At 72.1% G+C, this 21,380-nt stretch carries 19 protein-coding genes, 1 tRNA gene and 1 pseudogene; 16 read left to right on the plus strand and 5 right to left on the minus strand.

Features of this window, described 5'->3' with window-relative positions:
• Positions 1–411 precede the first annotated feature (411 nt).
• Complete coding sequence (locus tag EV376_RS08310) at positions 412–2,091, minus strand: phospholipid carrier-dependent glycosyltransferase (RefSeq protein WP_130321546.1); 1,680 nt, start codon at positions 2,089–2,091, stop codon at positions 412–414.
• Positions 2,092–2,157: 66 nt separating this feature from the next.
• On the opposite strand from EV376_RS08310, the gene rsmI reads away from it, so the two are divergent.
• Positions 2,158–3,024 carry a 16S rRNA (cytidine(1402)-2'-O)-methyltransferase gene (rsmI, locus tag EV376_RS08315; protein WP_486482559.1) on the plus strand — a complete coding sequence of 289 codons (867 nt, stop codon included), beginning with the start codon at positions 2,158–2,160 and terminating at the stop codon, positions 3,022–3,024.
• Between the two features lie 115 nt (positions 3,025–3,139).
• Here rsmI and EV376_RS08320 read toward each other — a convergent pair whose 3' ends face one another.
• On the minus strand, positions 3,140–4,024 hold the full coding sequence (locus EV376_RS08320; RefSeq protein ID WP_486482560.1) for a hypothetical protein: 885 nt from the start codon (positions 4,022–4,024) through the stop codon (positions 3,140–3,142).
• A 150-nt stretch (positions 4,025–4,174) separates the two neighbouring features.
• Here EV376_RS08320 and metG point away from each other — a divergent pair, with 150 nt between their 5' ends.
• Positions 4,175–5,977 (plus strand): methionine--tRNA ligase, encoded by a 1,803-nt coding sequence (metG, locus tag EV376_RS08325; protein ID WP_130321548.1) that lies wholly within the window; start codon positions 4,175–4,177, stop codon positions 5,975–5,977.
• Between the two features lie 105 nt (positions 5,978–6,082).
• Here metG and EV376_RS08330 read toward each other — a convergent pair whose 3' ends face one another.
• Positions 6,083–6,934, minus strand: a complete 852-nt coding sequence (locus tag EV376_RS08330; RefSeq protein ID WP_130321549.1) for an alpha/beta fold hydrolase — start codon at positions 6,932–6,934, stop codon at positions 6,083–6,085.
• A gap of 158 nt (positions 6,935–7,092) precedes the next feature.
• On the opposite strand from EV376_RS08330, the gene EV376_RS08335 reads away from it, so the two are divergent.
• From EV376_RS08335 to EV376_RS08360, 6 genes are all read left to right on the plus strand, one after another.
• Positions 7,093–7,992 carry a TatD family hydrolase gene (locus EV376_RS08335; RefSeq protein WP_130321550.1) on the plus strand — a complete coding sequence of 300 codons (900 nt, stop codon included), beginning with the start codon at positions 7,093–7,095 and terminating at the stop codon, positions 7,990–7,992.
• A gap of 69 nt (positions 7,993–8,061) precedes the next feature.
• A complete protein-coding gene (gene rsmA / locus EV376_RS08340) occupies positions 8,062–8,931 on the plus strand; it encodes a 16S rRNA (adenine(1518)-N(6)/adenine(1519)-N(6))-dimethyltransferase RsmA (protein WP_130321551.1) in 870 nt (289 codons plus the stop codon).
• A gap of 158 nt (positions 8,932–9,089) precedes the next feature.
• Positions 9,090–10,037, plus strand: a complete 948-nt coding sequence (locus tag EV376_RS08345; RefSeq protein WP_130321552.1) for a 4-(cytidine 5'-diphospho)-2-C-methyl-D-erythritol kinase — start codon at positions 9,090–9,092, stop codon at positions 10,035–10,037.
• A 117-nt stretch (positions 10,038–10,154) separates the two neighbouring features.
• Positions 10,155–11,948 (plus strand): ABC-F family ATP-binding cassette domain-containing protein, encoded by a 1,794-nt coding sequence (locus EV376_RS08350; RefSeq protein ID WP_130321553.1) that lies wholly within the window; start codon positions 10,155–10,157, stop codon positions 11,946–11,948.
• A 103-nt stretch (positions 11,949–12,051) separates the two neighbouring features.
• Positions 12,052–12,507, plus strand: coding sequence for a DUF4383 domain-containing protein (locus EV376_RS08355; RefSeq protein ID WP_130321554.1), 456 nt, complete (start codon positions 12,052–12,054; stop codon positions 12,505–12,507).
• A 315-nt stretch (positions 12,508–12,822) separates the two neighbouring features.
• Complete coding sequence (locus tag EV376_RS08360; RefSeq protein WP_130321555.1) at positions 12,823–13,299, plus strand: DUF4383 domain-containing protein; 477 nt, start codon at positions 12,823–12,825, stop codon at positions 13,297–13,299.
• A gap of 1 nt (position 13,300) precedes the next feature.
• Here the strand turns inward: EV376_RS08360 and EV376_RS08365 are convergent, their stop codons facing one another.
• Both EV376_RS08365 and EV376_RS08370 read right to left on the minus strand, forming a co-directional pair.
• Positions 13,301–13,984 carry a TetR/AcrR family transcriptional regulator gene (locus tag EV376_RS08365; RefSeq protein WP_130321556.1) on the minus strand — a complete coding sequence of 228 codons (684 nt, stop codon included), beginning with the start codon at positions 13,982–13,984 and terminating at the stop codon, positions 13,301–13,303.
• Between the two features lie 95 nt (positions 13,985–14,079).
• Positions 14,080–15,039, minus strand: a complete 960-nt coding sequence (locus EV376_RS08370) for an acyl-CoA desaturase (RefSeq protein WP_130321557.1) — start codon at positions 15,037–15,039, stop codon at positions 14,080–14,082.
• Positions 15,040–15,173: 134 nt separating this feature from the next.
• Between EV376_RS08370 and EV376_RS30780 the strand changes: the two are divergent.
• The 8 genes and pseudogenes from EV376_RS30780 to EV376_RS08405 all read left to right on the plus strand — a co-directional run.
• Positions 15,174–15,320 (plus strand): annotated as a pseudogene (locus EV376_RS30780) (helix-turn-helix domain-containing protein); the annotation flags it as partial.
• Positions 15,321–15,392: 72 nt separating this feature from the next.
• Positions 15,393–15,566 (plus strand): hypothetical protein, encoded by a 174-nt coding sequence (locus EV376_RS30785; protein WP_486482949.1) that lies wholly within the window; start codon positions 15,393–15,395, stop codon positions 15,564–15,566.
• Between the two features lie 16 nt (positions 15,567–15,582).
• Positions 15,583–15,873: a hypothetical protein gene (locus EV376_RS08380; protein ID WP_130321559.1), complete on the plus strand. Its 291-nt coding sequence runs from the start codon at positions 15,583–15,585 to the stop codon at positions 15,871–15,873.
• A gap of 73 nt (positions 15,874–15,946) precedes the next feature.
• On the plus strand, positions 15,947–17,335 hold the full coding sequence (locus tag EV376_RS08385; RefSeq protein ID WP_130321560.1) for an IS1380 family transposase: 1,389 nt from the start codon (positions 15,947–15,949) through the stop codon (positions 17,333–17,335).
• Between the two features lie 321 nt (positions 17,336–17,656).
• A tRNA-Gln gene (locus tag EV376_RS08390) sits at positions 17,657–17,727 on the plus strand.
• A 73-nt stretch (positions 17,728–17,800) separates the two neighbouring features.
• Positions 17,801–19,339, plus strand: coding sequence for a bifunctional UDP-N-acetylglucosamine diphosphorylase/glucosamine-1-phosphate N-acetyltransferase GlmU (gene glmU, locus EV376_RS08395; protein ID WP_130321561.1), 1,539 nt, complete (start codon positions 17,801–17,803; stop codon positions 19,337–19,339).
• 55 nt (positions 19,340–19,394) lie between these two features.
• The gene (locus tag EV376_RS08400; RefSeq protein WP_130321562.1) at positions 19,395–20,375 is read left to right on the plus strand and encodes a ribose-phosphate diphosphokinase; all 981 of its coding nucleotides are present in this window, start codon (positions 19,395–19,397) and stop codon (positions 20,373–20,375) included.
• 258 nt (positions 20,376–20,633) lie between these two features.
• Positions 20,634–21,356, plus strand: a complete 723-nt coding sequence (locus EV376_RS08405) for a 50S ribosomal protein L25/general stress protein Ctc (protein WP_130321563.1) — start codon at positions 20,634–20,636, stop codon at positions 21,354–21,356.
• The last annotated feature ends 24 nt before the right edge of the window (positions 21,357–21,380 follow it).

Genomic DNA, 21,380 nt, shown 5'->3' on the forward strand with positions numbered 1-21,380 from the left:
GACGGTCCAGTCGTGCCGGGTGCCGTCGAGTTCGACAGCCGTTAACCAGAAAGATAAATTCATCAATGCGTGGAAGGAATGGTGAACCCGGAACCGGCGCGCGGCGACGGTCATCCGTGACGCCGTGCCCTGGCCGGCTGACGTACCGTCACCGGTCCCGGGTGCAACGACTGTCGGGCGTGGCGTCCGTCGTGAATCTGACCCGAGCCGACCCGTTGTGCCGTTGGGGCAGGCTGGTTAAGCTCTCCCTGCGCGCTCCAATCGCCCGCTTCCCCCGTGGCAGGCGATCGGGGCGCGCATCTACGTGAACGGGCCCGCACGCGAAACCGTGCGCGCGTCAACGTTCGGCCGGTCGCCGACGCGAGCGGCGGCGATCCGTGAACGGTGCGGCGGCGAGCCGCCGCATCCCCGTCAGATCCAGCGGCCGTCCAACCACATCCGGTTCGACCAGTCGTCGTACGGGATGGTCTCGCCGACGAAGATCGGGTAGAAGTACGCGAAGCAGAGCGCCACCAGCACGACGTACGCCCCGGCGATGACGCCTCCGACGAGCCGGCGGTCCTGGTCGGCCTCCGGCGCGGCGGCCGCCGACACCGGCGGGCCGATGATCGCCCCCAGCACGTAGGTGACCGCGAGCACCAGGAACGGCAGCGCCGGCGCCGCGTAGAAGGAGAACATCGTGCGACCGCCGGCGACCGCGAACCAGAACCAGGGCAGCAGGCCGGCGGCCACGCAGAGCAGGATCGCCCCGGCCCGCCAGTCGCGCCGGGCCAGGCCCAGCCAGGCCAGCGCGACCAGGGCCGGCAGGAACGACCACCAGAGCAGCGGCGTGCCCAGCAGCAGCACCTCCGAGGCGCAACTCGCCGCGCCGCAGGCGCCGTCGCCGGACCAGTAGAAGGCGACCGGACGACCGAGCAGCAGCCACTGCCACGGCCACGACTGGTACTTGTGCGTGTCGTCCAGCTGCGCGTGGAAGCCGTACGCGGCCCGGTGGTACTCGACGAGGTTCTGCAGCGCCCCGACGACCGGGGTGTCGCTCAGCCGGGCGTTCGGCCAGCGCTGCGCGTCGATCACCCGGTAGTACCCCTCGTCGCCGAGCAGCCAGCCGGACCAGGTGGCGACATAGGTGACGACCATCAGCAGCCCCGCCAGCACCAGCCAGGGGACCTCGTCCAGCAGGGTGTCCCGCCACGGCCGGCGCACCCCGGCGGAGCGGCGGGCGCCCACCTCCCAGAACACCACCAGCAGCACGAAGGCCGGCAGGAAGTACAGGGCGCTCCACTTCACCGCGCACGCGCAGCCGAACAGCACCCCGGCGGCCAGCCGCCACCACGGCCAGTTACGCCAGCCACCGGCCGGCCGGCCGGCGCGCCCGGGACGGCCCGGGTCCAGCCCGTCCGCCAGGGCACCGGCCCAGCGGCGCCGCCGGGCGTCCCGGTCGAGCACCAGCGCGCCGAACGTGGCCAGCACGAAGAAGAGCAGGAAGATGTCGAGCAGCGCGGTGCGGGACAGCACCAGGTGGAAGCCGTCCAGGGCGAGCAGCAGGCCGGCGGCGCAGCCCAGCACCGTCGAGCGGAACAGCCGCCGCCCGATCCGGACCAGCAGCAGCACCGAGAGCGTGCCGACGATCGCCGCCGAGAACCGCCAGGCGAACTCCGGAGCGGTGGTGAACAGGTGCCCGGCGACCTGTTCGACCACGACGACGCCGCGCTCGTTGTCGTAGTCGTAGTAGCCGAAGGCCCACTCGCCGAGCCCGATCAGCCACTTGCCCAGCGGCGGGTGGACCACGTACGACGGGCCGTCGTCCTGGTAGCTCCACTCGACGCCCTTGTTGATCAGACCCCAGGCGTCCCGGGCGTAGTAGACCTCGTCGAACACCTTGCCCGGCGGGTGGGCGAGGTTGACGAGGCGCAGGATCGCCGCGATCGCGACGACCACAGCGGTGGCCAGCCAGGACCGCCCGTCGAGGTGGGCGTCCACGCCGGCCAGCCGGCGTCGTACGACGTCGGGGACGCCGCCCGCGGACGCGTCTCGATCGGAGTGCTCCGACCCGGCCTGGCCGGCGGGGTGCGCTGTCGACGCCTGAGTCACCCCGCGATCGTAGGCTGCGAAGGTGGGTGCTGGCGCCCGTCGTCCCAAGAATCTCTACCGCCGTCGATGAAGGAGCACCGTCTCGTGGGTGAGAAGTCCGAGCCCGGACGCCTGATCCTCCTCGGCGCGCCGCTGGGAAACCCGGCCGACGCGTCCGCCCGTTTCCGCGCGGTGCTCGCCACCGTCGACGTGGTCGCCGCCGAGGACACCCGACGGCTCACCCGGCTGGCCCGGGACCTCGACCTGACCGTGCCCGGCCGGATCGTCTCGTACTTCGAGGGCAACGAGGAGCGCCGTACCCCGGACCTGGTGGATGCGCTCCTGGCCGGCGACTCCGTCGCCCTGGTCACCGACGGCGGGATGCCGAGCGTCTCCGATCCCGGCTACCGGCTGGTCCGGGCGGCGCTGGACGCCGGGGTGCCGGTCACCGCCGCCCCCGGTCCCAGCGCCGTCACCACCGCGCTCGCGCTCTCCGGGCTGGCCAGTGACCGGTTCTGCTTCGAGGGCTTCCTGCCGCGTACCCCGGCGGCCCGGCGGTCCCGGCTGCGCTCCCTGGCGGCGGAGGAACGCACGCTGGTCTTCTTCGAGGCCCCGCACCGGGTGGCCGGGGCGCTCGCCGACCTGGCCGCCGCCTTCGGGGCGGACCGGCCGGCCGCGCTGTGCCGCGAGCTGACCAAGACGTACGAGGAGGTGCTCCGCCGTCCGCTCGGCGACCTGGCGACGTGGGCCGCCGAGGGGCCGGCGCGCGGTGAGATCACGCTCGTGGTGGCCGGCGCGCCGCCGGTCACCGCCGAGCGGCCGGACGACGAGACGCTGCGCGCGACGGTCGCCGAGCGGGAGGCGGCCGGCCGCTCCCGGCGCGACGCGGTGACCGAGGTCGCCGCCGAGTACGGACTCCGGCGCCGCGAGGTCTACGACGTCGTCCACCGCTGAAGCCGCTCGCGCGCCCGCCCGCGGCGCGGTCAGGACCCGCCCGCCCGCCCACGGCGCGGTCAGGAAGCGGCCCTTCGCCTACCGCAGCCGTCAACAGGAGCCCTTCCTGACGCCCTCACCAGGCGGCGATGAGGAAGCCGACCGTGAGGAGCAGCGGCCCGGCGGCCGAGACGGCCACCGCCCAGCGACGGCGACCCGGGTCGGCCAGCCGGGTGGCGCCGCTCCACCGGGCGATGCCGGCGCCGCAGCCCACTACCGCCAGGAGGCCGAGCAGCCAGCGCAGGTGCCCGGACGCGCCGGTCTCGGCGTACGCGGTGCCGGCGTCGGGGCCGGTCACCCGGGCCGGTACGACGCTCCCCGGCACCGCCTGCTCCCCGGGCACCCCGGTCACCGCCACGCCGTGCGCGATCCACCGGTCCTGCCCGGCGACGAAGTTGCCCCGGCAGCGCTGGGTCAGCCCTCCTCCGGAGCAGTGGTCGATCACCACCCGCCCGGACGTCGAGTGCCCCAGCGCCAGCCACAGGGGTGCCGCGCTGACCCAGGCGAAGAACGCCGCGACCAGGCTGAGGGCGACCAGCGCGGCCAGACCCGGCAGCGGGTCGGGCGGGTGGGTGGGCTTCCGCGCACGCCGCCGCCACCGGTCGAACCAGGCCCACCGGTCCCGCTCCGGCTCCGCCTTCACCGGTGTGCCGTCCCAGTGCACCTCCTCGATCGGTGCCCACGTCTCGTCGCCGTCCGGTGGGTCACCGAGGCGGGAACGCCCCCGGCGCAGCCGGCGCGGCTGGCGGACCGGGACCCGGCGCGGCAGCGCGTCGAGCGGCGCGCCGGTGGTCGGCTCCACCTCGACGGCCGGTTCGGCCGCCGCCGGCGCGGCGGCCGGCACCGGGCGGGGGTGCGGCGCCACGGCGCCGGTGCGCTGCGGTACGGCGGGATCGTGGTGACCGCCGGCCGGCGGACCGTCGGGGCGCTCGTCGGCTCGTCTGCCACTCACGGTGTTCATTGCACACCGGTACGCACACCTCACCGGGCACGTCCGGCCGCGTGTCGAGGACAAATCGGACCAACGTCCGGTCCGGCGACCGCTGCGCGAGGCGACCCGCCCGCCTATTGGTTCGCAGCGGTCCCGCACCGGTCACTAGGCTTGCTGGTCATGAGTCACGTTCTCGCCGCGGTTGCCTGGCCCTACGCCAACGGCCCGCGCCACATCGGCCATGTCTCCGGTTTCGGCGTTCCCTCCGACGTCTTCGCCCGGTACATGCGCATGGCCGGCCACGACGTGCTCATGGTCTCCGGCACCGACGAACACGGCACCCCGATCCAGGTGCAGGCCGACGCCGAGGGGGTCACCCCCCGCGAGCTGGCCGACCGCTACAACCGGGTGATCGTGGAGGATCTGCACGGCCTCGGGCTGTCCTACGACCTGTTCACCCGCACCACCACCCGCAACCACTACGCCGTCGTCCAGGAGCTGTTCGAGGGGATGTACCGCAACGGGTACATCGTGCCGAAGACCACCATGGGCGCCATCTCGCCGTCCACCGGCCGGACGCTGCCCGACCGCTACATCGAGGGCACCTGCCCGATCTGCGGCTACGAGAGCGCCCGCGGCGACCAGTGCGACAACTGCGGCAACCAGCTCGACCCGATCGACCTGATCAACCCCAGGTCGAAGATCAACGGGGAGACGCCGGAGTTCGTCGAGACCGAGCACTTCTTCCTGGACCTGCCGGCCCTCGCGGACGCGCTGCGGCAGTGGCTGGACACCCGGGAGGGCTGGCGGCCCAACGTGCTGCGCTTCTCCAAGAACCTGCTGGACGATCTCCAGCCCCGCGCCATCACCCGGGACCTGGAGTGGGGCGTGCCGATCCCGCTCGAGGGCTGGCGGGACCGCGGTGACAAGCGCATCTACGTCTGGTTCGACGCGGTGATCGGCTACCTGTCCGCCTCCATCGAGTGGGCCCGCCGCTCCGGCGACCCGGAGGCCTGGCGCAGCTGGTGGTCGGCCGACGGGCAGGGCAAGGACGCCCGCGGCTACTACTTCATGGGCAAGGACAACATCGTCTTCCACTCGGTGATCTGGCCGGCCCTGCTGTCCGGCTACTCCGCTGCGGGCGCCCGCGACGGGCAGCCGGGCGAGCTGGGCCGGCTCAACCTGCCCACCGAGGTGGTCTCCAGCGAGTTCCTCACCATGGAGGGGCGCAAGTTCTCCTCGTCCCGCCGGGTGGTCATCTACGTCCGCGACTTCCTCGAGCGCTACGACGCGGACGCGCTGCGCTACTTCATCGCCGTCGCCGGCCCGGAGAGCAACGACACCGACTTCACCTGGGCGGAGTTCCTCCGGCGCAACAACGACGAGCTGGTCGCCGGCTGGGGCAACCTGGTCAACCGGTCCATCTCGATGGCGGCGAAGAACTTCGGCGCGATCCCGCCGGTCGACCCGTCCGGGCTCACCGAGGCCGACGAGGCGCTGCTCGCGGTGTCCCGCGCCGGCTTCGCCACGGTCGGCGAGCTGATCGGCAAGCACCGGCAGAAGCAGGCCATCGGCGAGGCGATGAAGGTGGTCGCCGAAGCCAACCGCTACCTGTCCGAGCAGGCGCCGTGGAAGCTCAAGGACGAGGCGGACAAGCCGCGGATGGGGACCATCCTGCACGTCGCCCTGCAGGTGGTCAGCGATGCGAACACGCTGCTCACGCCGTTCCTGCCGCACGCCGCGCAGAAGATCCACGAGCTGCTCGGCGGCACCGGCGTGCACGCGCCGATGCCGGTCATCGAGGAGGTCGAGGATCTCGACGGCGGGCCCGCGTACCCGGTGCTGACCGGCGACTACTCGGTCGGCGCGCGCTGGGAGTCGGTGCCGCTGGCGGCGGGCCGACCGCTGGCCCCGCCCAAGCCGGTGTTCCGCAAGCTCGACCCGTCGATCGTCGACGAGGAGCTCGCCCGCCTGTCCGGCTGACGCGCGGCGGCTGGCCGGCGGACGCGGGGGCGGCTCCGGGGCTCGTGGCTCCGGGGCCGCCGTGCGTCGCGGTGGCCGCGACCGGTGTACGCCGCGGCGCCCCGCTCAGGCGCGGGCCATCGCCGGCGCCCCGATGAACTCCATGATCGCCTTGGTGGCCTCGGGCGCGTTGGTCCACGGAATGCCGTGCGGGGCGCCCTTCAGCGTGACCAGTTGGCTGCCGGGCAGCATCGGTTGCAGCCGGGCGCCGGTCTTCGGGTACGGCAGGACGTTGTCCTTGTCGCCCTGGATGATCAACACTGGCACGTCGATGTTCGGCAGGTCACCGCGGAAGTCGGTGAGCCAGGCGTCCACCGAGTCGTGGCTGCCCTTCGCCGACGCCCGCGCGCCGATCTCCCAGTGCGCCCGGAACGCCTCCTCGCTGACCAGCTTCCCCTTGTTCTCCGAATAGTTGAAGAAGGCGTCGCAGAACTGGGTCAGGTAGGCGAACCGGTCCTCGATGATCGCCTTCTGGAAGCCGTCGAACAGGCTCTTCTCGACGCCCTCCGGGTTGTCCGGCGTCTGCAACAGGTACGGCGCCAGCGGCGAGATCAGCACCGCCCGCTGCACCCGGTCCGAGCCGTACGCGCCCAGGTAGCGGGTCACCTCTCCGGTGCCCATCGAGTGGCCCACCAGGATCGCGTCGCGCAGGTCCAGCTCCGTCATGAGGACGTCCAGGTCGGCGGCGAACGTGTCGTAGTCGTACCCGAACGTCGGTTGGGCGGAATTGCCGAAACCACGCCGGTCGTAGGTGATCACCCGGTATCCGGAGTTCAGCAGCGGCATCGACAGCTTCTCCCAGGTGGCCCCGTTGAACGGGAACCCGTGGATCAGCACGATCGGCTGGCCGGACCCGTGGTCCTCGTAGTACAGGTCGATGGGGGCGGAGTTCTCCGTCCCCACGGTGATGAACGGCATGTTCGCTCCCCGAGGTCGTGCTCCCGCATCGGTCCCCGGGCGCATTCCCGTGCCGCCCGCCGGTATGCGCCGCCCGCTCAGATCGCGTACGGGTGTCAACGACCGGTCGTCGGTCACGTGAACCTCGGGTGCGGGCGGATGGCCAGGCCCGGTGTGTGATGCTTGCGGCGATGAGCGAGCAGACCGAGTCCCGCAGGCAGCGCGCGGCCCGCCGCGCCGGGGAGTTCCCGCCCGCACCCGAGCCGCTGCCCCGTCCCGTGCCGGACAGCCACACCCACCTCGACATCACGGTCAGCGAGGCCGGCGTACCGGGCGGTGGCCCGGTCGACGACCCGGTCGGGAGGGCGGTCGAGGTGGCCGCCGCCGTCGGCGTCGACCGGCTGGTGCAGGTGGGCGTCGACGTCGACTCGTCCCGGTGGAGCGCGGACGTGGCCCAGAAGTACCCGGCGGTCGTCGCCACCGTCGCGCTGCACCCCAACGAGGCGCCCCGGCTGGCCGACCTGGACGAGGCGCTGCGCGCCATCGAGGCCCTCGCCGCGGACGAGCGGGTCCGCGGGATCGGCGAGACCGGCATGGACTTCTACCGCACCGGCGACGAGGGCCGCGCGGCACAGGAGCTGAGCTTCCGCGCGCACATCGACATCGCCAAGCGGTACGGCAAGACCCTGGTCATCCACGACCGCGACGCCCACGCCGACGTGCTGCGGATCCTCGACGACGAGGGCGCACCGGACACGGTGGTGCTGCACTGCTTCTCCGGCGACGCCGAGTTCGCCCGCGAGTGCGTCCGCCGCGGCTACCTGCTCAGCTTCGCCGGCACGGTCACCTTCGGCAGCGCGGGGGCGCTCCGCGAGGCCGCCGCGGTGACCCCGCCGGACCAGCTCCTGGTGGAGACCGACGCGCCGTACCTCACCCCGATGCCGCACCGCGGCCGGCCGAACGCGTCCTACCTCGTCCCGCTCACCGTCCGCGCGCTGGCCACCACCACCGGCGTCGACCTGGACGAGCTGTGCGAGGCCATCTCCACCACCGGTGACCGCGCCTTCGGCCCGTGGTGACCGCGACCGCCGGCGGCAGGTGACGGGTCCCCTCCGGGCACCGGTCCCGGCCGGCATACGCTACGGGGCGTGACCGGTCTCCTCGGCCCGGCCGAGATCCGGGACCTCGCCGCCCGCCTCGGCGTCGCCCCCACCAAGAAGCTCGGCCAGAACTTCGTCCACGACCCCAACACGGTCCGCCGGATCGTCACCACCGCCGGCCTCGCCCCGGACGACGTGGCACTCGAGGTCGGCCCCGGGCTCGGCTCGCTCACCCTCGCCCTGCTGCCGGTCGCCGCGCACGTGCACGCCGTCGAGATCGACCCCGCGCTCGCCGCGGCTCTCCCGGAGACCGCCGCCCGGCACGCCGGCGCCGTCGCCGACCGGCTCACCGTGCACCGGGCCGACGCGCTGCGGGTCACCGCCGCGCAGCTCGCCGACCCGATGCCCACCGCGCTGGTCGCCAACCTGCCGTACAACGTCGCCGTGCCGGTGGTGCTGCACCTGCTCGCCGAGCTGCCCAGCCTGCGGCACGGCCTGGTCATGGTGCAGAAGGAGGTCGCCGACCGGCTGGTCGCCGGTCCGGGCTCCAAGGTGTACGGGGTGCCGTCGGTCAAGCTCGCCTGGTACGCCCGCGCCCGCGCCGCCGGGAAGGTCCCGCCGAACGTGTTCTGGCCGGTGCCGAACGTCGACTCCGGACTGGTCGCCTTCACCCGTCGCGAGCCGCCCCGCGCCGACGTACCCCGCGAGCGGGTCTTCGCCGTCGTCGACGCGGCGTTCGCCCAGCGCCGCAAGACCCTCCGCGCCGCCCTCGCCGGCTGGGCGGGCGGCGCCGACCGGGCCGCCGAGGCGCTCACCGCCGCCGGTGTCGACCCCGGCGCACGCGGGGAGTCACTCACCGTCGAGCAGTTCGCCGACATCGCCGCGTCGGCCCCGACCGCCGCACCGGCCGCCCGCTAGGCTGGCGCCGTGCCCGCCAGGGAGTGTCTTCCGGATCTCGTCGAGATCCGGAGGACAGAGCCTCTTGAGGGCCCGCGTGAACGCGTCCGCCGCCGACAGCAGGAGCCGATCGTGACCCAGCCGCCCGACATCCGGTCGCGTCTCCGGGACGACACCCCGTGACCGAGGCCTGGCGACCGGAGGACGACGAGCCGCGGGGTGCCAGCGGGCCGGTGCGCGTACGGGTGCCCGCCAAGGTCAACCTGCACCTCGGGGTGGGGCCGCTGCGCCGCGACGGCTACCACGAGCTGAACACCGTCTACCACGCGATCTCCATCCACGACGAGCTGACCGCCCGACGCGGTGACACCCTCACCCTGACGATGGAGGGCGAGGGCACCGGCGAACTGGCCCTGGACGACTCCAACCTGGTCATCCGCGCCGCCCACGCCCTCGCCGGGTACGCGGGCGTCCTCCCGCACGCCCGGCTGCACCTGCGCAAGCAGATCCCACTCGCCGGCGGGCTAGCCGGGGGCAGCGCCGACGCCGCCGCGGCGCTGGTCGCCTGTGACGCCCTGTGGGGCACCGGCCTGTCCCGCGACGAACTGGCCGGCATCGCCACCGACCTCGGCTCCGACGTGCCGTTCCTGATCCACGGCGGCACCGCGCTCGGCACCGGCCGGGGCGAGGCGGTCAGCCCGGTACTGGCCCGCCCCACCTCCTGGCACTGGGTCGTCGCGATCGCCGACGGTGGCCTGTCCACCCCGGCCGCGTACGCCGAACTCGACCGGCTCCGGGCCGCCGGGGCCGCCGGTCCGCCGCTCGGCAGCACCGACGCGCTGCTCGCCGCGCTGCGGCAGCGGGACCCGCGGGTGCTCGCCGCCGCCCTCGGCAACGACCTCCAGGACGCCGCGCTGTCCCTGCGCCCGTCCCTGGCCGCCACCCTGAAGGCGGGCGAGTCCGCCGGGGCGCTCGCCGGCATCGTCTCCGGGTCGGGTCCGACCTGCGTCTTCCTCGCCGTTGACGCGGCCGACGCGGAGCGGATCGCCGCCGACCTGGACGCCGCCGGCGTGTGCCGGCAGGCCCGCACCGCCCACGGCCCGGTCGCCGGCGCCCGGGTGGTCTGACCGCGCCGCCGCCCGGGGGCCGCTCGTGACCATCGCCGGCCGCGTCCGCGTACCCTTGGGACCGGGCGTCCACAGGTGCCGGGCCGGCACCGGGACGCCCTGATCATGGGAGGTGAAGTGGCCAACATCGTCAACCTGGACCGCGTGTCCAAGGGCTACGGCGCCGCCGGGCCGCTACTCACCGACGTCTCGCTCGGCCTCGACGACGCCGACCGTATCGGCGTCGTCGGCCTCAACGGCGCCGGCAAGTCCACCCTGCTGCGCCTGCTCACCCGGCAGGAGGAGCCGGACGACGGCCGCGTCACCCACCGCCGCGACCTGCGGGTCGCCTGGCTGCCGCAGACCCTCCAGCTCGCCCCGGAGGCGACCGTCCGCGACGTCGTCCTCGGCACCGCCTGGCTGGGCGAGAGCATGGGCGCCGAGCACGAGTGGGCTGGCGATGCCGGCGTCCGCGCCATCCTCGACGGCCTCGGCATGCCCCACCTCGGCCTCGACGCCCCGGTCGGCCCGATGTCCGGCGGCGAGCGCCGGCGGGTGGCCCTCGCCGCGCTGCTCGTCCGCGACTCCGACCTGCTCGTCCTCGACGAGCCCACCAACCACCTCGACGTCGGCGGCGTCGACTGGCTGGCCCGCCACCTCCTCGGCCGCAAGGGCGCCCTCGTCGTGGTCACCCACGACCGGTGGTTCCTCGACGCCGTCTGCACCACCACCTGGGAGGTCGCCGACCAGACCGTCCGGGCGTACGAGGGTGGCTTCGCCGCCTGGACCCTCGCCCGCGCCGAACGCGAACGGGTCGCCGCCGCCACCGAGGCCCGCCGGCAGAACCTGCTCCGCAAGGAGATCGCCTGGCTGCGTCGCGGACCGCCGGCCCGCACGTCGAAGCCGAAGTTCCGGATCGAGGCGGCCAACACGCTCATCGCCGACGTCCCGCCGCCGCGCGACACCGTGTCGCTGCAACGGCTCGCGACCGCCCGACTCGGCAAGCAGGTCTACGACCTGGAACACGTCCGCCTGCACGCCGGGCCGAAGGAGATCCTGCACGACCTCACCTGGCAGGTCGGCCCCGGCGACCGGATCGCGATCCTCGGCCGCAACGGCGCCGGCAAGACCACCCTGCTGCGGATGCTGGCCGGCGTGACCCGCCCGGACGGCGGCCGGTTCGCGGCCGGCTCCACGGTGCGGCCCGCGTTCCTCTCCCAGGAACTCGCCGAACTTCCCGGGCATCTGCGCGTCCTCGAGGCCGTCGAGGAGGTCGCCCGCCGGGTCCGCCTCGGCGACCGGGAGATCTCCGCCGCCCAGCTCGCCGAGACCTTCGGCTTCGACGACCGGCGGCTCTGGACCCCGGTCTCCGACCTCTCCGGCGGAGAGCGGCGCCGGCTCCAGATGCTGCGGCTGCTCGCCGGCGAACCGAACGTGCTCCTGCTCGACGAGCCCACCAACGACCTCGACACCGACACCCTCGCCTCGCTCGAGGACCTGCTCGACTCCTGGCCCGGCACGATCGTCGTGGCCAGCCACGACCGGTACCTCATCGAGCGGGTCACCGACTCCGCGTACGGGATGTTCGGCGACGGCCGACTGGTCCACCTGCCCGGCGGCGTCGACGAGTACCTGGCCCGGGCCTCCGCCGACGGAGACCGGCCGGCCGCCGCCGCGGAACCCGCCCGGCCCGCTCCGGCCGGCCTGTCCGCCGCCGAGGTACGCCAGGCCCGCAAGGAACTGGCGAAGCTGGAGCGGCAGGTCGGCAAGCTGGAACAGAAGGAGGCGGACCTGCTCGACCAACTGGCCGCCAACGCCACCGACTACGCGACGGTCGCCGACCTCGACGCCCAGCTCAAGGACGTACGGGCCGAACGGGAGCAGGTCGAGGAGGCGTGGTTGGCGCTCGCCGAGCAGATCCCGGCGGGCTGACCGCCGGCTCAGCGCCGACGGGCGGGGCTGTGTGCGGCGTCACATCGGCGCATGCGGGAGAATCACCGGCGACCCTCACCCGAACGTCGTTGGAGACTCAGACATGGCCCACACTCCCGTCAACCACCCCGCGCGGCCGATCTACCGGGCGATCGGCGGGCTGACCGGTCTGTACCTGGTCGCCTTCGGTGTGGTCGGGCTCATCACGAGCGCCGGCAGCGAGGTCCTCGCCCAGGACGACACCACCGTCTTCGGCCAGGGCACCAACCTAGGGTTCTCGCTGCTCAGCGTGCTGCTCGGCGGCGCCGTCCTGGCCGGCGCGGTGATCGGCCGCAACTTCGACGTGATGATCAACCAGTGGTTCGCGTACGCGATCATGGCCCTCAGCCTGGCCGGGCTCGCCTTCAGCCGGACCGAGGCCAACATCTTCAACTTCAGCGTCGGCACCGTCATCGTGCTGATGGTGGTCAGCCTGGTCCTCCTCATGTGCGGCATGTACGGCAAGGTCGGCACGGAGGAGGAGAAGGAGGCGTGGCAGAAGGCTCGGCTGGTGCTCTGAGGCTGTCCTGCGGCTTCTCTGGTTGCGCTCCTGGTTCTGCGGCTTCTCTGGTTGCGCTCCTGGTTCTCGCCGGAGCCCGACCCGCTCCGGGCGGTCAGGCTTGATCCCTCCGCGGGTCGGGCTCCGGCGAGAACCCGTCGTGGTTGCGGTTCGCACGCACCTGCCGGGTGGTGGGTGTGATCATTGGTGGTGGCGGTCTCGTGGTGGCGCTTCGCTGCCGGCGCTGCCGGGCCTACCTGGGCGATTTGGGGCACGGGTGGCGGTTGGCCGGGGGACAATGGCCCCTGACTGTCGTCACTTCCGGTCGGAGGCGTCATGGCGCACTTCCCGCTGAACCATCCGGCGCGGCCGATCTACCGGGTCCTCTCCGGGCTGATCGGGCTCTACATCCTGATCTTCGGTGTCTGGGGCACCGCGTTGACGCTCGGCGACCCGCTCTTCGCGCGCGACGGCGACTGGGTGCTCGGCCTGCGCACCAACCTCGCGTTCTCGCTCGTGTCGGTCGTCTTCGGCGCGTTCCTGCTGGTCGGCGCGTCCCGGCGGGGCAACCTGGGCCACTACATGAACCTCACCGCCGGGGCCGTCTTCCTCGTCACCAGCATCCTGATGATGGCGGTGCTGCAGACCTCGGCGAACTTCCTCAACTTCTCGATGTCGACCGTCATCGTGTCGATGTTGTTCGGGCTGATCCTGCTCGGCACCGGCCTCTACGACAAGGTCGGCTCCCCGGAGCACGCCGAGGAGGAGAAGCTCCGGCGCAACCACCCCGTCGCCGGGGCGAACAACCGCTGACTCAGCGCCCCCGTACGGTGATCAGCCCCGGCTTGGCCTCCAGGTGCGACAGGCCGTTCCAGGCCAGATTCACCAGGTGCGCGGCCACCGTCTCCTTGCGCGGCTTGCGCACCTCCAGCCACCACCGGCCGGTCAGCGCCACCATCCCCACCAGCGCCTGCGAATAGAGCTCGGCCAGCTTCGGGTCGTACCCGCGGCTGGAGAACTCGGCGCCCAGGATGTGCTCCACCTGGTGCGCGACGTCGTTCATGACGCTGCTGAAGTTGCCCGTCGCCGACATCAACGGCGACTCCCGGACCAGCACCCGGAACCCGCTGGTCTCCTCCTCGATGTAGGTGAGCAGCGTCAACGCGGCCTGCTCCAGCAACTCGCGCGGGTGGCCGGCGGTCAGCGCGGTGGTGACCCGGTCCAGCAGGCTGCGGACCTCCCGGTCCACCACCACCGCGTACAACCCCTCCTTGCCGCCGAAGTGCTCGTACACCACCGGCTTGGAGACCTTCGCCCGGGACGCCACCTCCTCGATCGACGTGGCGTCGAACCCGCGCTCGGCGAAGAGCTGCCGCGCGATCGAAATCAGCTGCTCGCGTCGCTGAGTCGCCGACATGCGTACCCGGGAGGTCTTGCCGGACGCCGGGACCGCCCGGCGGCGACCAGCGACGCTGTCGCCGCCCGGCGCATCCGTCATGTCGTCACCTCGTCGGCGCTCGGTGACGCCCTGTCGTGGGATCGAGCCGCTCACCCCGGCCATACTGCCAGGTAACGTCGGGGGGCACCGCCCGGTTACCGCTCCGCGGCGGCCTTCACCAGCTTCGCCGCGATCCGCTCGGGCTTCGGCCACCGGACGTCCCGGGCCGCGCCCAGCTTCTCGAACAGCCAGATCACCCGGGCCGAGATGTCCACCTGGCCGGGCAGTACGCCGTGCCGGGCGCTGGTCGGATCGGCGTGGTGCAGGTTGTGCCAGCTCTCCCCGAACGACAGGATCGCCAGCGGCCAGAAGTTCGCCGCCCGGTCGCCCTGGCGCATCGCGAACGGGCGCTCGCCGTACACGTGGCAGACCGAGTTGATCGACCAGGTCACGTGGTGCAGCAACGCGATGCGCACCAGGCCGGCCCAGAAGAACGCGGTCAACGCGCCCTGCCACGACCAGGTGAGCAGCCCGCCCATGACCGCCGGGCCGAGCACCGAAACCGCCACCAGCAGCGGGAACAACCGGTCGACCCGGTTGACGTCCCGGTCGGCGATGAGGTCCGGGGCGAACCGCTCGCGATTGGACAGTTGTCGGTTGAACAGCCAACCCATGTGGGCGTGGAACAACCCCTTCGTGAGCCCCCGGACCGTCGCCCCGAACCGCCACGGCGAGTGCGGGTCGCCCTCCAGATCGGAGAAGGCGTGGTGGCGCCGGTGGTCGGCCACCCACTGGATGATCTCGCCCTGCACCGCCAGGGACCCGGCCGCGGCGAGCCCGATCCGCAGCCGGCGGGTCGCCTTGAAGGAGCCGTGGGTGAAGTAGCGGTGGTATCCGACCGTGATGCCGAGTCCCGAGAGCACGTACCAGAAGGCGGCGATTCCCACGTCCGTCCAACTCAGCCAGCCACCCCAGGCGACCGGGACGGCCGCGACCAGGGCGAGGAACGGTACGACCACGAACACCCAGAGGGCGATGAGGATGCCCCGGGACTGGGGGCCCTGGGTGAGGGGCTTCGGGCCGGAGGAAGCGGATTCGACGAGAGCAGTCGACATGGCACCTCACAGAGGGGTCTGAAGATCACGAAGCTACGCCTACGTCACCGTAACTTTTGCGGCGGTGACGCGCACGGTAGAGAGCCGCGAATGAATGCGTTGAATCGTCGTACGCCCGTTCTAACCTGCTGTCCATGACGGATTCACCGCTGTCCCGGCCGTCCCGTCCGCGCGCGCACTCGGCCGCGTTACGTGAGGAAGCGATCCGACTGCGGCGGGACGGTTGCCCGGTGCCGGAGATCGCGCGGAGAGTCGGGGTGGCCCGGTCGACCGCCTATCTGTGGGTCCGCCACCTGCCACTCAACCGTGATACCGAAGCGGCCCGTGCTCGGCGGCGAGCGCACTCGAAGGTCATGACGGACGCCCTGTGGGCGGAGCACCGGGCGGTCCGCGGCGCGGCACGCGCCGAGGCGGTGGCGGAGGCGGCCGCTTCGGTGCGAGGGCTGGGGCGCCGGGAGTTGGTGCTCGTGGGCGCGGCGATCTACTGGGCCGAAGGCACGAAGGCGAAGCCGTGGCGGCGCGCATGACTGTCGGGTGCGCTTTGTGAACAGCGATCCGATGCTGGTGACGCTGTTCCTGCGCTTCGTCGAGGAGTTGGGAGTCGGGCGCGAGGCGTTGCGGTACCGGGTGGCTATTCACGAGGATGCCGACGCCCGGGCTGCGGTGGCCTGGTGGGCGGACGTCGTCGGCGTTCCCCCCCCCAACTGTTTCCAGCCCACGTCGCTCAAGCGGCACCGGCCCGTCACCGCCCGGCGGAACACCGACGGCGGCTATCGGGGCTGTCTCAGCCTCGATCCACCGATCAATGCTGGGATGACGGGACCCCGGAGATAGAAAGTGCCCTCTGAACTGGAAGGATAGGAGTTGCGACGCTTCTATTCCGCCGGTCCGAGAGGGCACCTCGCAGGTGAGATTACGCCATGATGCGCCGGTGGTGCGCGCGACGTTCGATGATCCGAATCTGGTGTCTTGTGCCGGTCTGGTCCCGGTGATGCGCCTGGCTCAGCAGGCCGGTCTGCACGACGCGGTCGCCGACCGGGTGCGGCTGCCGACGGACAAGGGCGCGAACCCGGCGGGCAAGGTCGCCACGGTCGTGGCGGGCATGCTGGCCGGCGCGGACAGCATCGACGACCTGGGCATCGCCCGGCACGGTGGCATGCGGTCGCTGTTCACCGGCGTGTACGCGCCCTCGACGCTGGGCTCGTTCCTGCGCACGTTCACCCACGGGCACGTGCGGCAGTTGCAGGGCGCCGCCCGCGACACCCTGATCGGCCTGGCCGGGCGCACACCGTTGCTGGCCGGCGCCGACGTGCTGACCTTTGTGGATATCGACTCGATGCTGCGGCGCGTCTACGGCAAGCAGAAGCAGGGCACCGGGTTCGGCCATGCCAAGGTCGGCGGCTACAACGTCTGGCTACGCGGTTACAACCCGCTGATCACAACGCTGTCCACTCCGCTGTCCGCGCCGGTGATCGCCGCCACCCGGCTGCGCAGCGGTAACGCCGGCTCCGCGCGCGGTGCCGCGAGCATGCTCGCCGAAGCGATCACCACCGCCCGATCGTGCGGCGCCACCGGGGAGATCGTGGTCCGGGCCGACTCGGCGTTCTACGCCAAGACCGTGATTTCCACGTGCCGCCGCCGGAAGGTGCGGTTCTCGGTCACCTGCCGGATCGATGCGAAGATCCGTGCCGCGTGCGCGAGCATCAACGAGGACCAGTGGATCGACATCCGGTATCCGCAAGCCGTCTGGGACGACGACGCCCAGCGGTGGATCTCCGACGCGCAGATCGCCGAAACCGTCTACACCGCGTTCGTCGGCACCCGGCACGCTGTGACCGCCCGGCTGATCGTGCGCAGGGTTCGCCGCGACAACCCGGCACAGATCCCCGGCCAGGAAGAACTGCTGCCCGCCTACCGGTATCACGCGGTGTTCACCGACAGCCCGTTCACCCTGGTGCAGGCCGAAGCCCAGCACCGCCAACATGCTGTCATCGAGCAAGTCAACGCGGATCTGATCGCCGGGCCCCTGGCGCACCTGCCGTCCGGCCGGTTCGCCGCGAACGACGCCTGGCTGACCTGCGCCGCCATCAGTCACAACCTCAACCGCGCCGCCGGACACCTCGCCGCCGGCCGCTACGCCACCGCTCGGACCGCCACCATCCGCACCCGGATCATCAATGTCACCGCCCGCCTCGCGCACCGGGCCCGCGCCATCCACCTGCACCTACCCGAGCACTGGCCCTGGCAGGCAGGATTCGACAACCTGTTCACCGCCGTCCACCCAGCGCCCGGCTGACCACGCCATAACGACTGAAACCAGGCGGCCCGACCACAGGCCACAACCCCGGTCCCACCCCGAACAAACACGCCCGGAGCAAGCCGATCACGTGATCAGCGGCTTCCCCATACCCGCCGAATCACCCAATACCGAGATGATCAACCGATGTTCGGTGGAAACCGCGTCGGTGGATCGAGGCTCAGCGTCGAGGTCCCGCGATCCCGTCAGCTGTATTGGAGGATCGAGGGGATCATGAAAGGAATGGCAGATGAGGAAGCGCGTGGGGGGCGCTAAGGTGTAGGCGTTCGGCAAGCTGATTGCTTTGCCCGTTTTCGACCATCCCGGGTCGTCTAATGGCAGGACGTCAGATTTTGGTTCTGATTGTAGGGGTTCGAATCCTCTCCCGGGAGCTTCTACTCATCCGCGGATGATGTCTGGTTAGCATGGCCGCGAGACTGTCGCCGTAACGACGGGAGCCACGTCGTGTCCCAGCAGCCCCACCTCCGCACCGTCGTCGTGCTCGCCGCCGGTGAGGGCAAGCGGATGAAGTCCGCGCTGCCGAAGGTGCTGCATCCGCTGCTCGGCCGTACGCTCGTCGGCCACGTGCTGAGCGCGGCCGCACCCCTCGCCGCGGACCGCACGGTGGTCGTGGTGGGCCACGGCGCCGACCAGGTCCGCGCGCACCTGGCCGAGATCGCCCCGCAGGCCACTCCGGTGCTCCAGGCGGAGCAGCTCGGCACCGGGCACGCGGTACGCATCGCGCTGGAGGCGGTCCCGGCGGGCGGCGGCACCGTCGTGGTGATCAACGGGGACGTGCCCCTGCTGCGCCCGGAGACGGTCGGCGCGCTGGTCGAGGCGCACGAGCGGGAGGGCGCCGCGGCGACCGTGCTCGCCGCTGAGGTGCCCGACCCCACCGGGCTCGGCCGGATCGTCCGGGACGCCGAGGGCCGGCTCCAGCAGATCGTGGAGCAGCGCGACGCGACGCCCGCGCAGCGGGAGATCCGGGAGATCAACGCCGGCATCTACGCGTTCGACGGGGCCCGGCTGCGGGACGCGCTCGGCAAGCTGTCCACGGACAACGACCAGGGCGAGGAGTACCTGACCGACGTCTTCGGGCTGCTGGTGTCGGCCGGTGAGCCGGTGGCCGTGCACGTCGCGGCGGACCACGTGGAGACGCTGGGCTGCAACGACCGGGTGGAGCTGGCCGCGCTGCGGCGGCTGCTGCGGGACCGGGTGAACGAGGCCTGGATGCGCACCGGGGTCAGCCTGCTCGATCCGGAGACCACCTGGATCGACGTGACGGTCGCCCTGGACCGGGACGCCGTGGTCGACCAGAACACGCAGCTCAAGGGCGCCACGGTGGTGGGCGCGGGCGCGCTGGTCGGGCCGGACGTCACGCTGGAGGACACCCTGGTCGGGCCGGGCGCCACGGTGGTGCGCAGCCACGCGGTGGGCGCGGAGATCGGTCCGCGGGCCAGCGTCGGCCCGTACGCCTACCTGCGGCCGGCGGCGCGGCTCGCGGAGAAGGCGAAGGTCGGCACGTTCGTCGAGGTCAAGAACTCGGAGATCGGTGCCGGGTCGAAGGTGCCGCACCTGACGTACGTCGGGGACGCGACGATCGGCGAGCAGAGCAACATCGGGGCGGCCACGGTGTTCGTGAACTACGACGGGGTGCGCAAGCACCGCACGGTCATCGGCAGCCACGCGCGTACCGGGGCGGACAACATGTTCGTGGCACCGGTGGTGGTGGGTGACGGTGCCTACACCGCCGCGGGTTCGGTGATCATCGAGGACGTGCCCGCCGGGGCGATGGGTGTGGCCCGGGCGCGGCAGCGCAACATCGAGGGCTGGGTGCTGAAGCGCCGGGCGGGCACGGCGGCCGCGGAGGCGGCCGAGCGGGCGCGGCGGGGTGCCGAGGGTGCGGTGTCCGCGGGGCCTACGGCAAGTGAAGGTGAGGCAATCCACGGGGATACCGAGCCGGTGGGCGGAGCGTCCGGCACGGGAGATACTGCAACCGAATAGTCCCCGGCCACCACCACCGCGCCGGGTACCACCGATCTACGGGAGCAGACGGCCCATGGGCAGCATCGTCGCCGAAAACCGTAAGAGCCTGATGCTCTTCTCCGGGCGTGGTTTCCCGGAGTTGGCCAAGGAGATCGGCGAGGTGCTCGGCGTCGCGCCGACGCCGGCCGACGCGTACGACTTCGCCAACGGTGAGATCTTCGTACGCTACAAGGACTCGGTGCGTGGTTCGGACGCCTTCGTGGTGCAGTCCGTGACGCACGGGGTCAACACGTGGGTCATGGAGACCCTGATCATGGTCGACGCGCTGAAGCGCGGTTCGGCCAAGCGGATCACCGTGGTCCTGCCGTTCTACCCGTACTCGCGGCAGGACAAGAAGCACCGCGGCCGGGAGCCGATCTCGGCCCGGCTGATCGCCGACCTGCTGAAGACCGCGGGCGCCAACCGGATCCTCACGGTGGATCTGCACACCGCCCAGATCCAGGGCTTCTTCGACGGCCCGGTGGACCACCTGTTCGCGATGGACGTGCTCGCGGAGTACGTGGAGCGCCGGTACGCGGGCCGCCCGATGACGGTGGTGGCGCCGGACTCGGGCCGGGTGCGGGTGGCCGAGCGGTGGACGGACCGGCTGGGTGGCTGCCCGCTGGCGTTCATCCACAAGACGCGGGATCCGCTGAAGCCGAACCAGGTGGTGGCGAACCGGGTGGTCGGTGAGGTGGAGGGCCGGGTCTGCCTGATCGTCGACGACATGATCGACACGGGTGGCACGATCTGCAAGGCGGCGGACATCCTGAGGGAGGCGGGCGCGGCGGAGATCATCGTCGCCTCCACCCACGCGCTGCTGTCGGACCCGGCGACGGAGCGGCTGAAAAACAGCCCGATCAGCGAGGTCGTCGTGACGAACACGCTGCCGCTGCCGCCGGAGAAGCAGCTCGACAAGCTCACCGTCCTGTCGATCGCGCCGCTGCTGGCGCGGGCGATCCGCGAGGTGTTCGACGACGGTTCGGTGACCACCCTGTTCGGTGGCCTGAGCTAGCCGAAGGGCACGCTCCCGTCGCCGGCGGTGGCGGCGGGAGCGTGATCCGGGGACTGCCGGAGAGCTCGGAATCCGCTCGGGTAGACTGGTGCGGTTGCCACGGCGAGGGTGCCCGGCGGGCCGCTGACACAGCACCGCACGGAGGCGCCGTCATCGACGCGGTGCTCCGGGCAGTCGTATGACGCATGAGTCCCAGCGAGCCCCTCGCCCAGCACCGCCAGACGACAAGCGCAGCAGCGAAGCATCAGGAGTTTCCCCGTGTCCGAGGTAAAGATCAGCGCCGAGCCCCGCACCGAGTTCGGCAAGGGTGGTGCCCGCCGTACCCGCCGGGCCGGCAAGGTGCCCGCCGTGCTGTACGGCCACGGCGAGAAGCCCAAGCACATCGCCCTCCCGGCCCGCGAGTTCGCGGCCGCGATCCGCAAGGGTGGCGCGAACCAGCTCTTCGCGATCGAGGTGAGCGACGGCACGCAGGTGCTGGCGCTGCCGAAGGCGATCCAGCGTGACCCGATCAAGGACACGTTCGAGCACGTGGACCTGCTGCTCGTCCGCCGGGGCGAGAAGGTCACCGTCGAGGTTCCGATCCAGTTGGTCGGCGAGGCCGCGAAGGACACGCTGATCGTGCACGACCACGACACCCTTTCGGTGACGGCCGATGCCACCAAGGTGCCGGACCGGCTCGAGGCGTCCATCGAGGGCCTCGAGGCGGGCAGCCAGGTGACCGCCGGTGACGTTCAGCTGCCGGCCGGCGTCGAGCTGGCCGCCGACCCGGAGCTGCCGGTCGCCGCGGTGACCGCCGCTCCGACCGCCGAGCAGCTCGAGGCCACCCTGCCCGAGGTCGAGGAGGCCACCGAGGAGGCCGAGGCCGAGGTCGGCGAGGTCACCGAGGGCTCGGAGGGTGCCGAGGGAGTCGAGGGTGCCGAGGGCGGCGCTGCTCCGGCCGCCGCGGGCGAGGAGAACGCCGAGGCGAAGACCGAGGCCTGATCGGTCCGCTGCGCACGCGACAGG

The sequence above is a fragment of the Micromonospora sp. CNZ295 genome, assembly GCF_004217535.1.

What these genes read in the sequence shown, in the direction of transcription:
- EV376_RS08320 (WP_486482560.1), bottom strand. Translation starts at nt 4,024, where the DNA reads ATGAACACCGTGAGTGGCAGACGAGCCGACGAGCGCCCCGACGGTCCG.
- EV376_RS08330 (WP_130321549.1), bottom strand. Translation starts at nt 6,934, where the DNA reads ATGCCGTTCATCACCGTGGGGACGGAGAACTCCGCCCCCATCGACCTG.
- EV376_RS08370 (WP_130321557.1), bottom strand. Translation starts at nt 15,039, where the DNA reads ATGTCGACTGCTCTCGTCGAATCCGCTTCCTCCGGCCCGAAGCCCCTC.
- metG (WP_130321548.1), top strand. Translation starts at nt 4,175, where the DNA reads ATGAGTCACGTTCTCGCCGCGGTTGCCTGGCCCTACGCCAACGGCCCG.
- rsmI (WP_486482559.1), top strand. Translation starts at nt 2,158, where the DNA reads ATGAAGGAGCACCGTCTCGTGGGTGAGAAGTCCGAGCCCGGACGCCTG.
- EV376_RS30785 (WP_486482949.1), top strand. Translation starts at nt 15,393, where the DNA reads ATGACGGACGCCCTGTGGGCGGAGCACCGGGCGGTCCGCGGCGCGGCA.
- EV376_RS08335 (WP_130321550.1), top strand. Translation starts at nt 7,093, where the DNA reads ATGCTTGCGGCGATGAGCGAGCAGACCGAGTCCCGCAGGCAGCGCGCG.
- EV376_RS08360 (WP_130321555.1), top strand. Translation starts at nt 12,823, where the DNA reads ATGGCGCACTTCCCGCTGAACCATCCGGCGCGGCCGATCTACCGGGTC.
- EV376_RS08365 (WP_130321556.1), bottom strand. Translation starts at nt 13,984, where the DNA reads ATGACGGATGCGCCGGGCGGCGACAGCGTCGCTGGTCGCCGCCGGGCG.
- EV376_RS08355 (WP_130321554.1), top strand. Translation starts at nt 12,052, where the DNA reads ATGGCCCACACTCCCGTCAACCACCCCGCGCGGCCGATCTACCGGGCG.
- EV376_RS08400 (WP_130321562.1), top strand. Translation starts at nt 19,395, where the DNA reads ATGGGCAGCATCGTCGCCGAAAACCGTAAGAGCCTGATGCTCTTCTCC.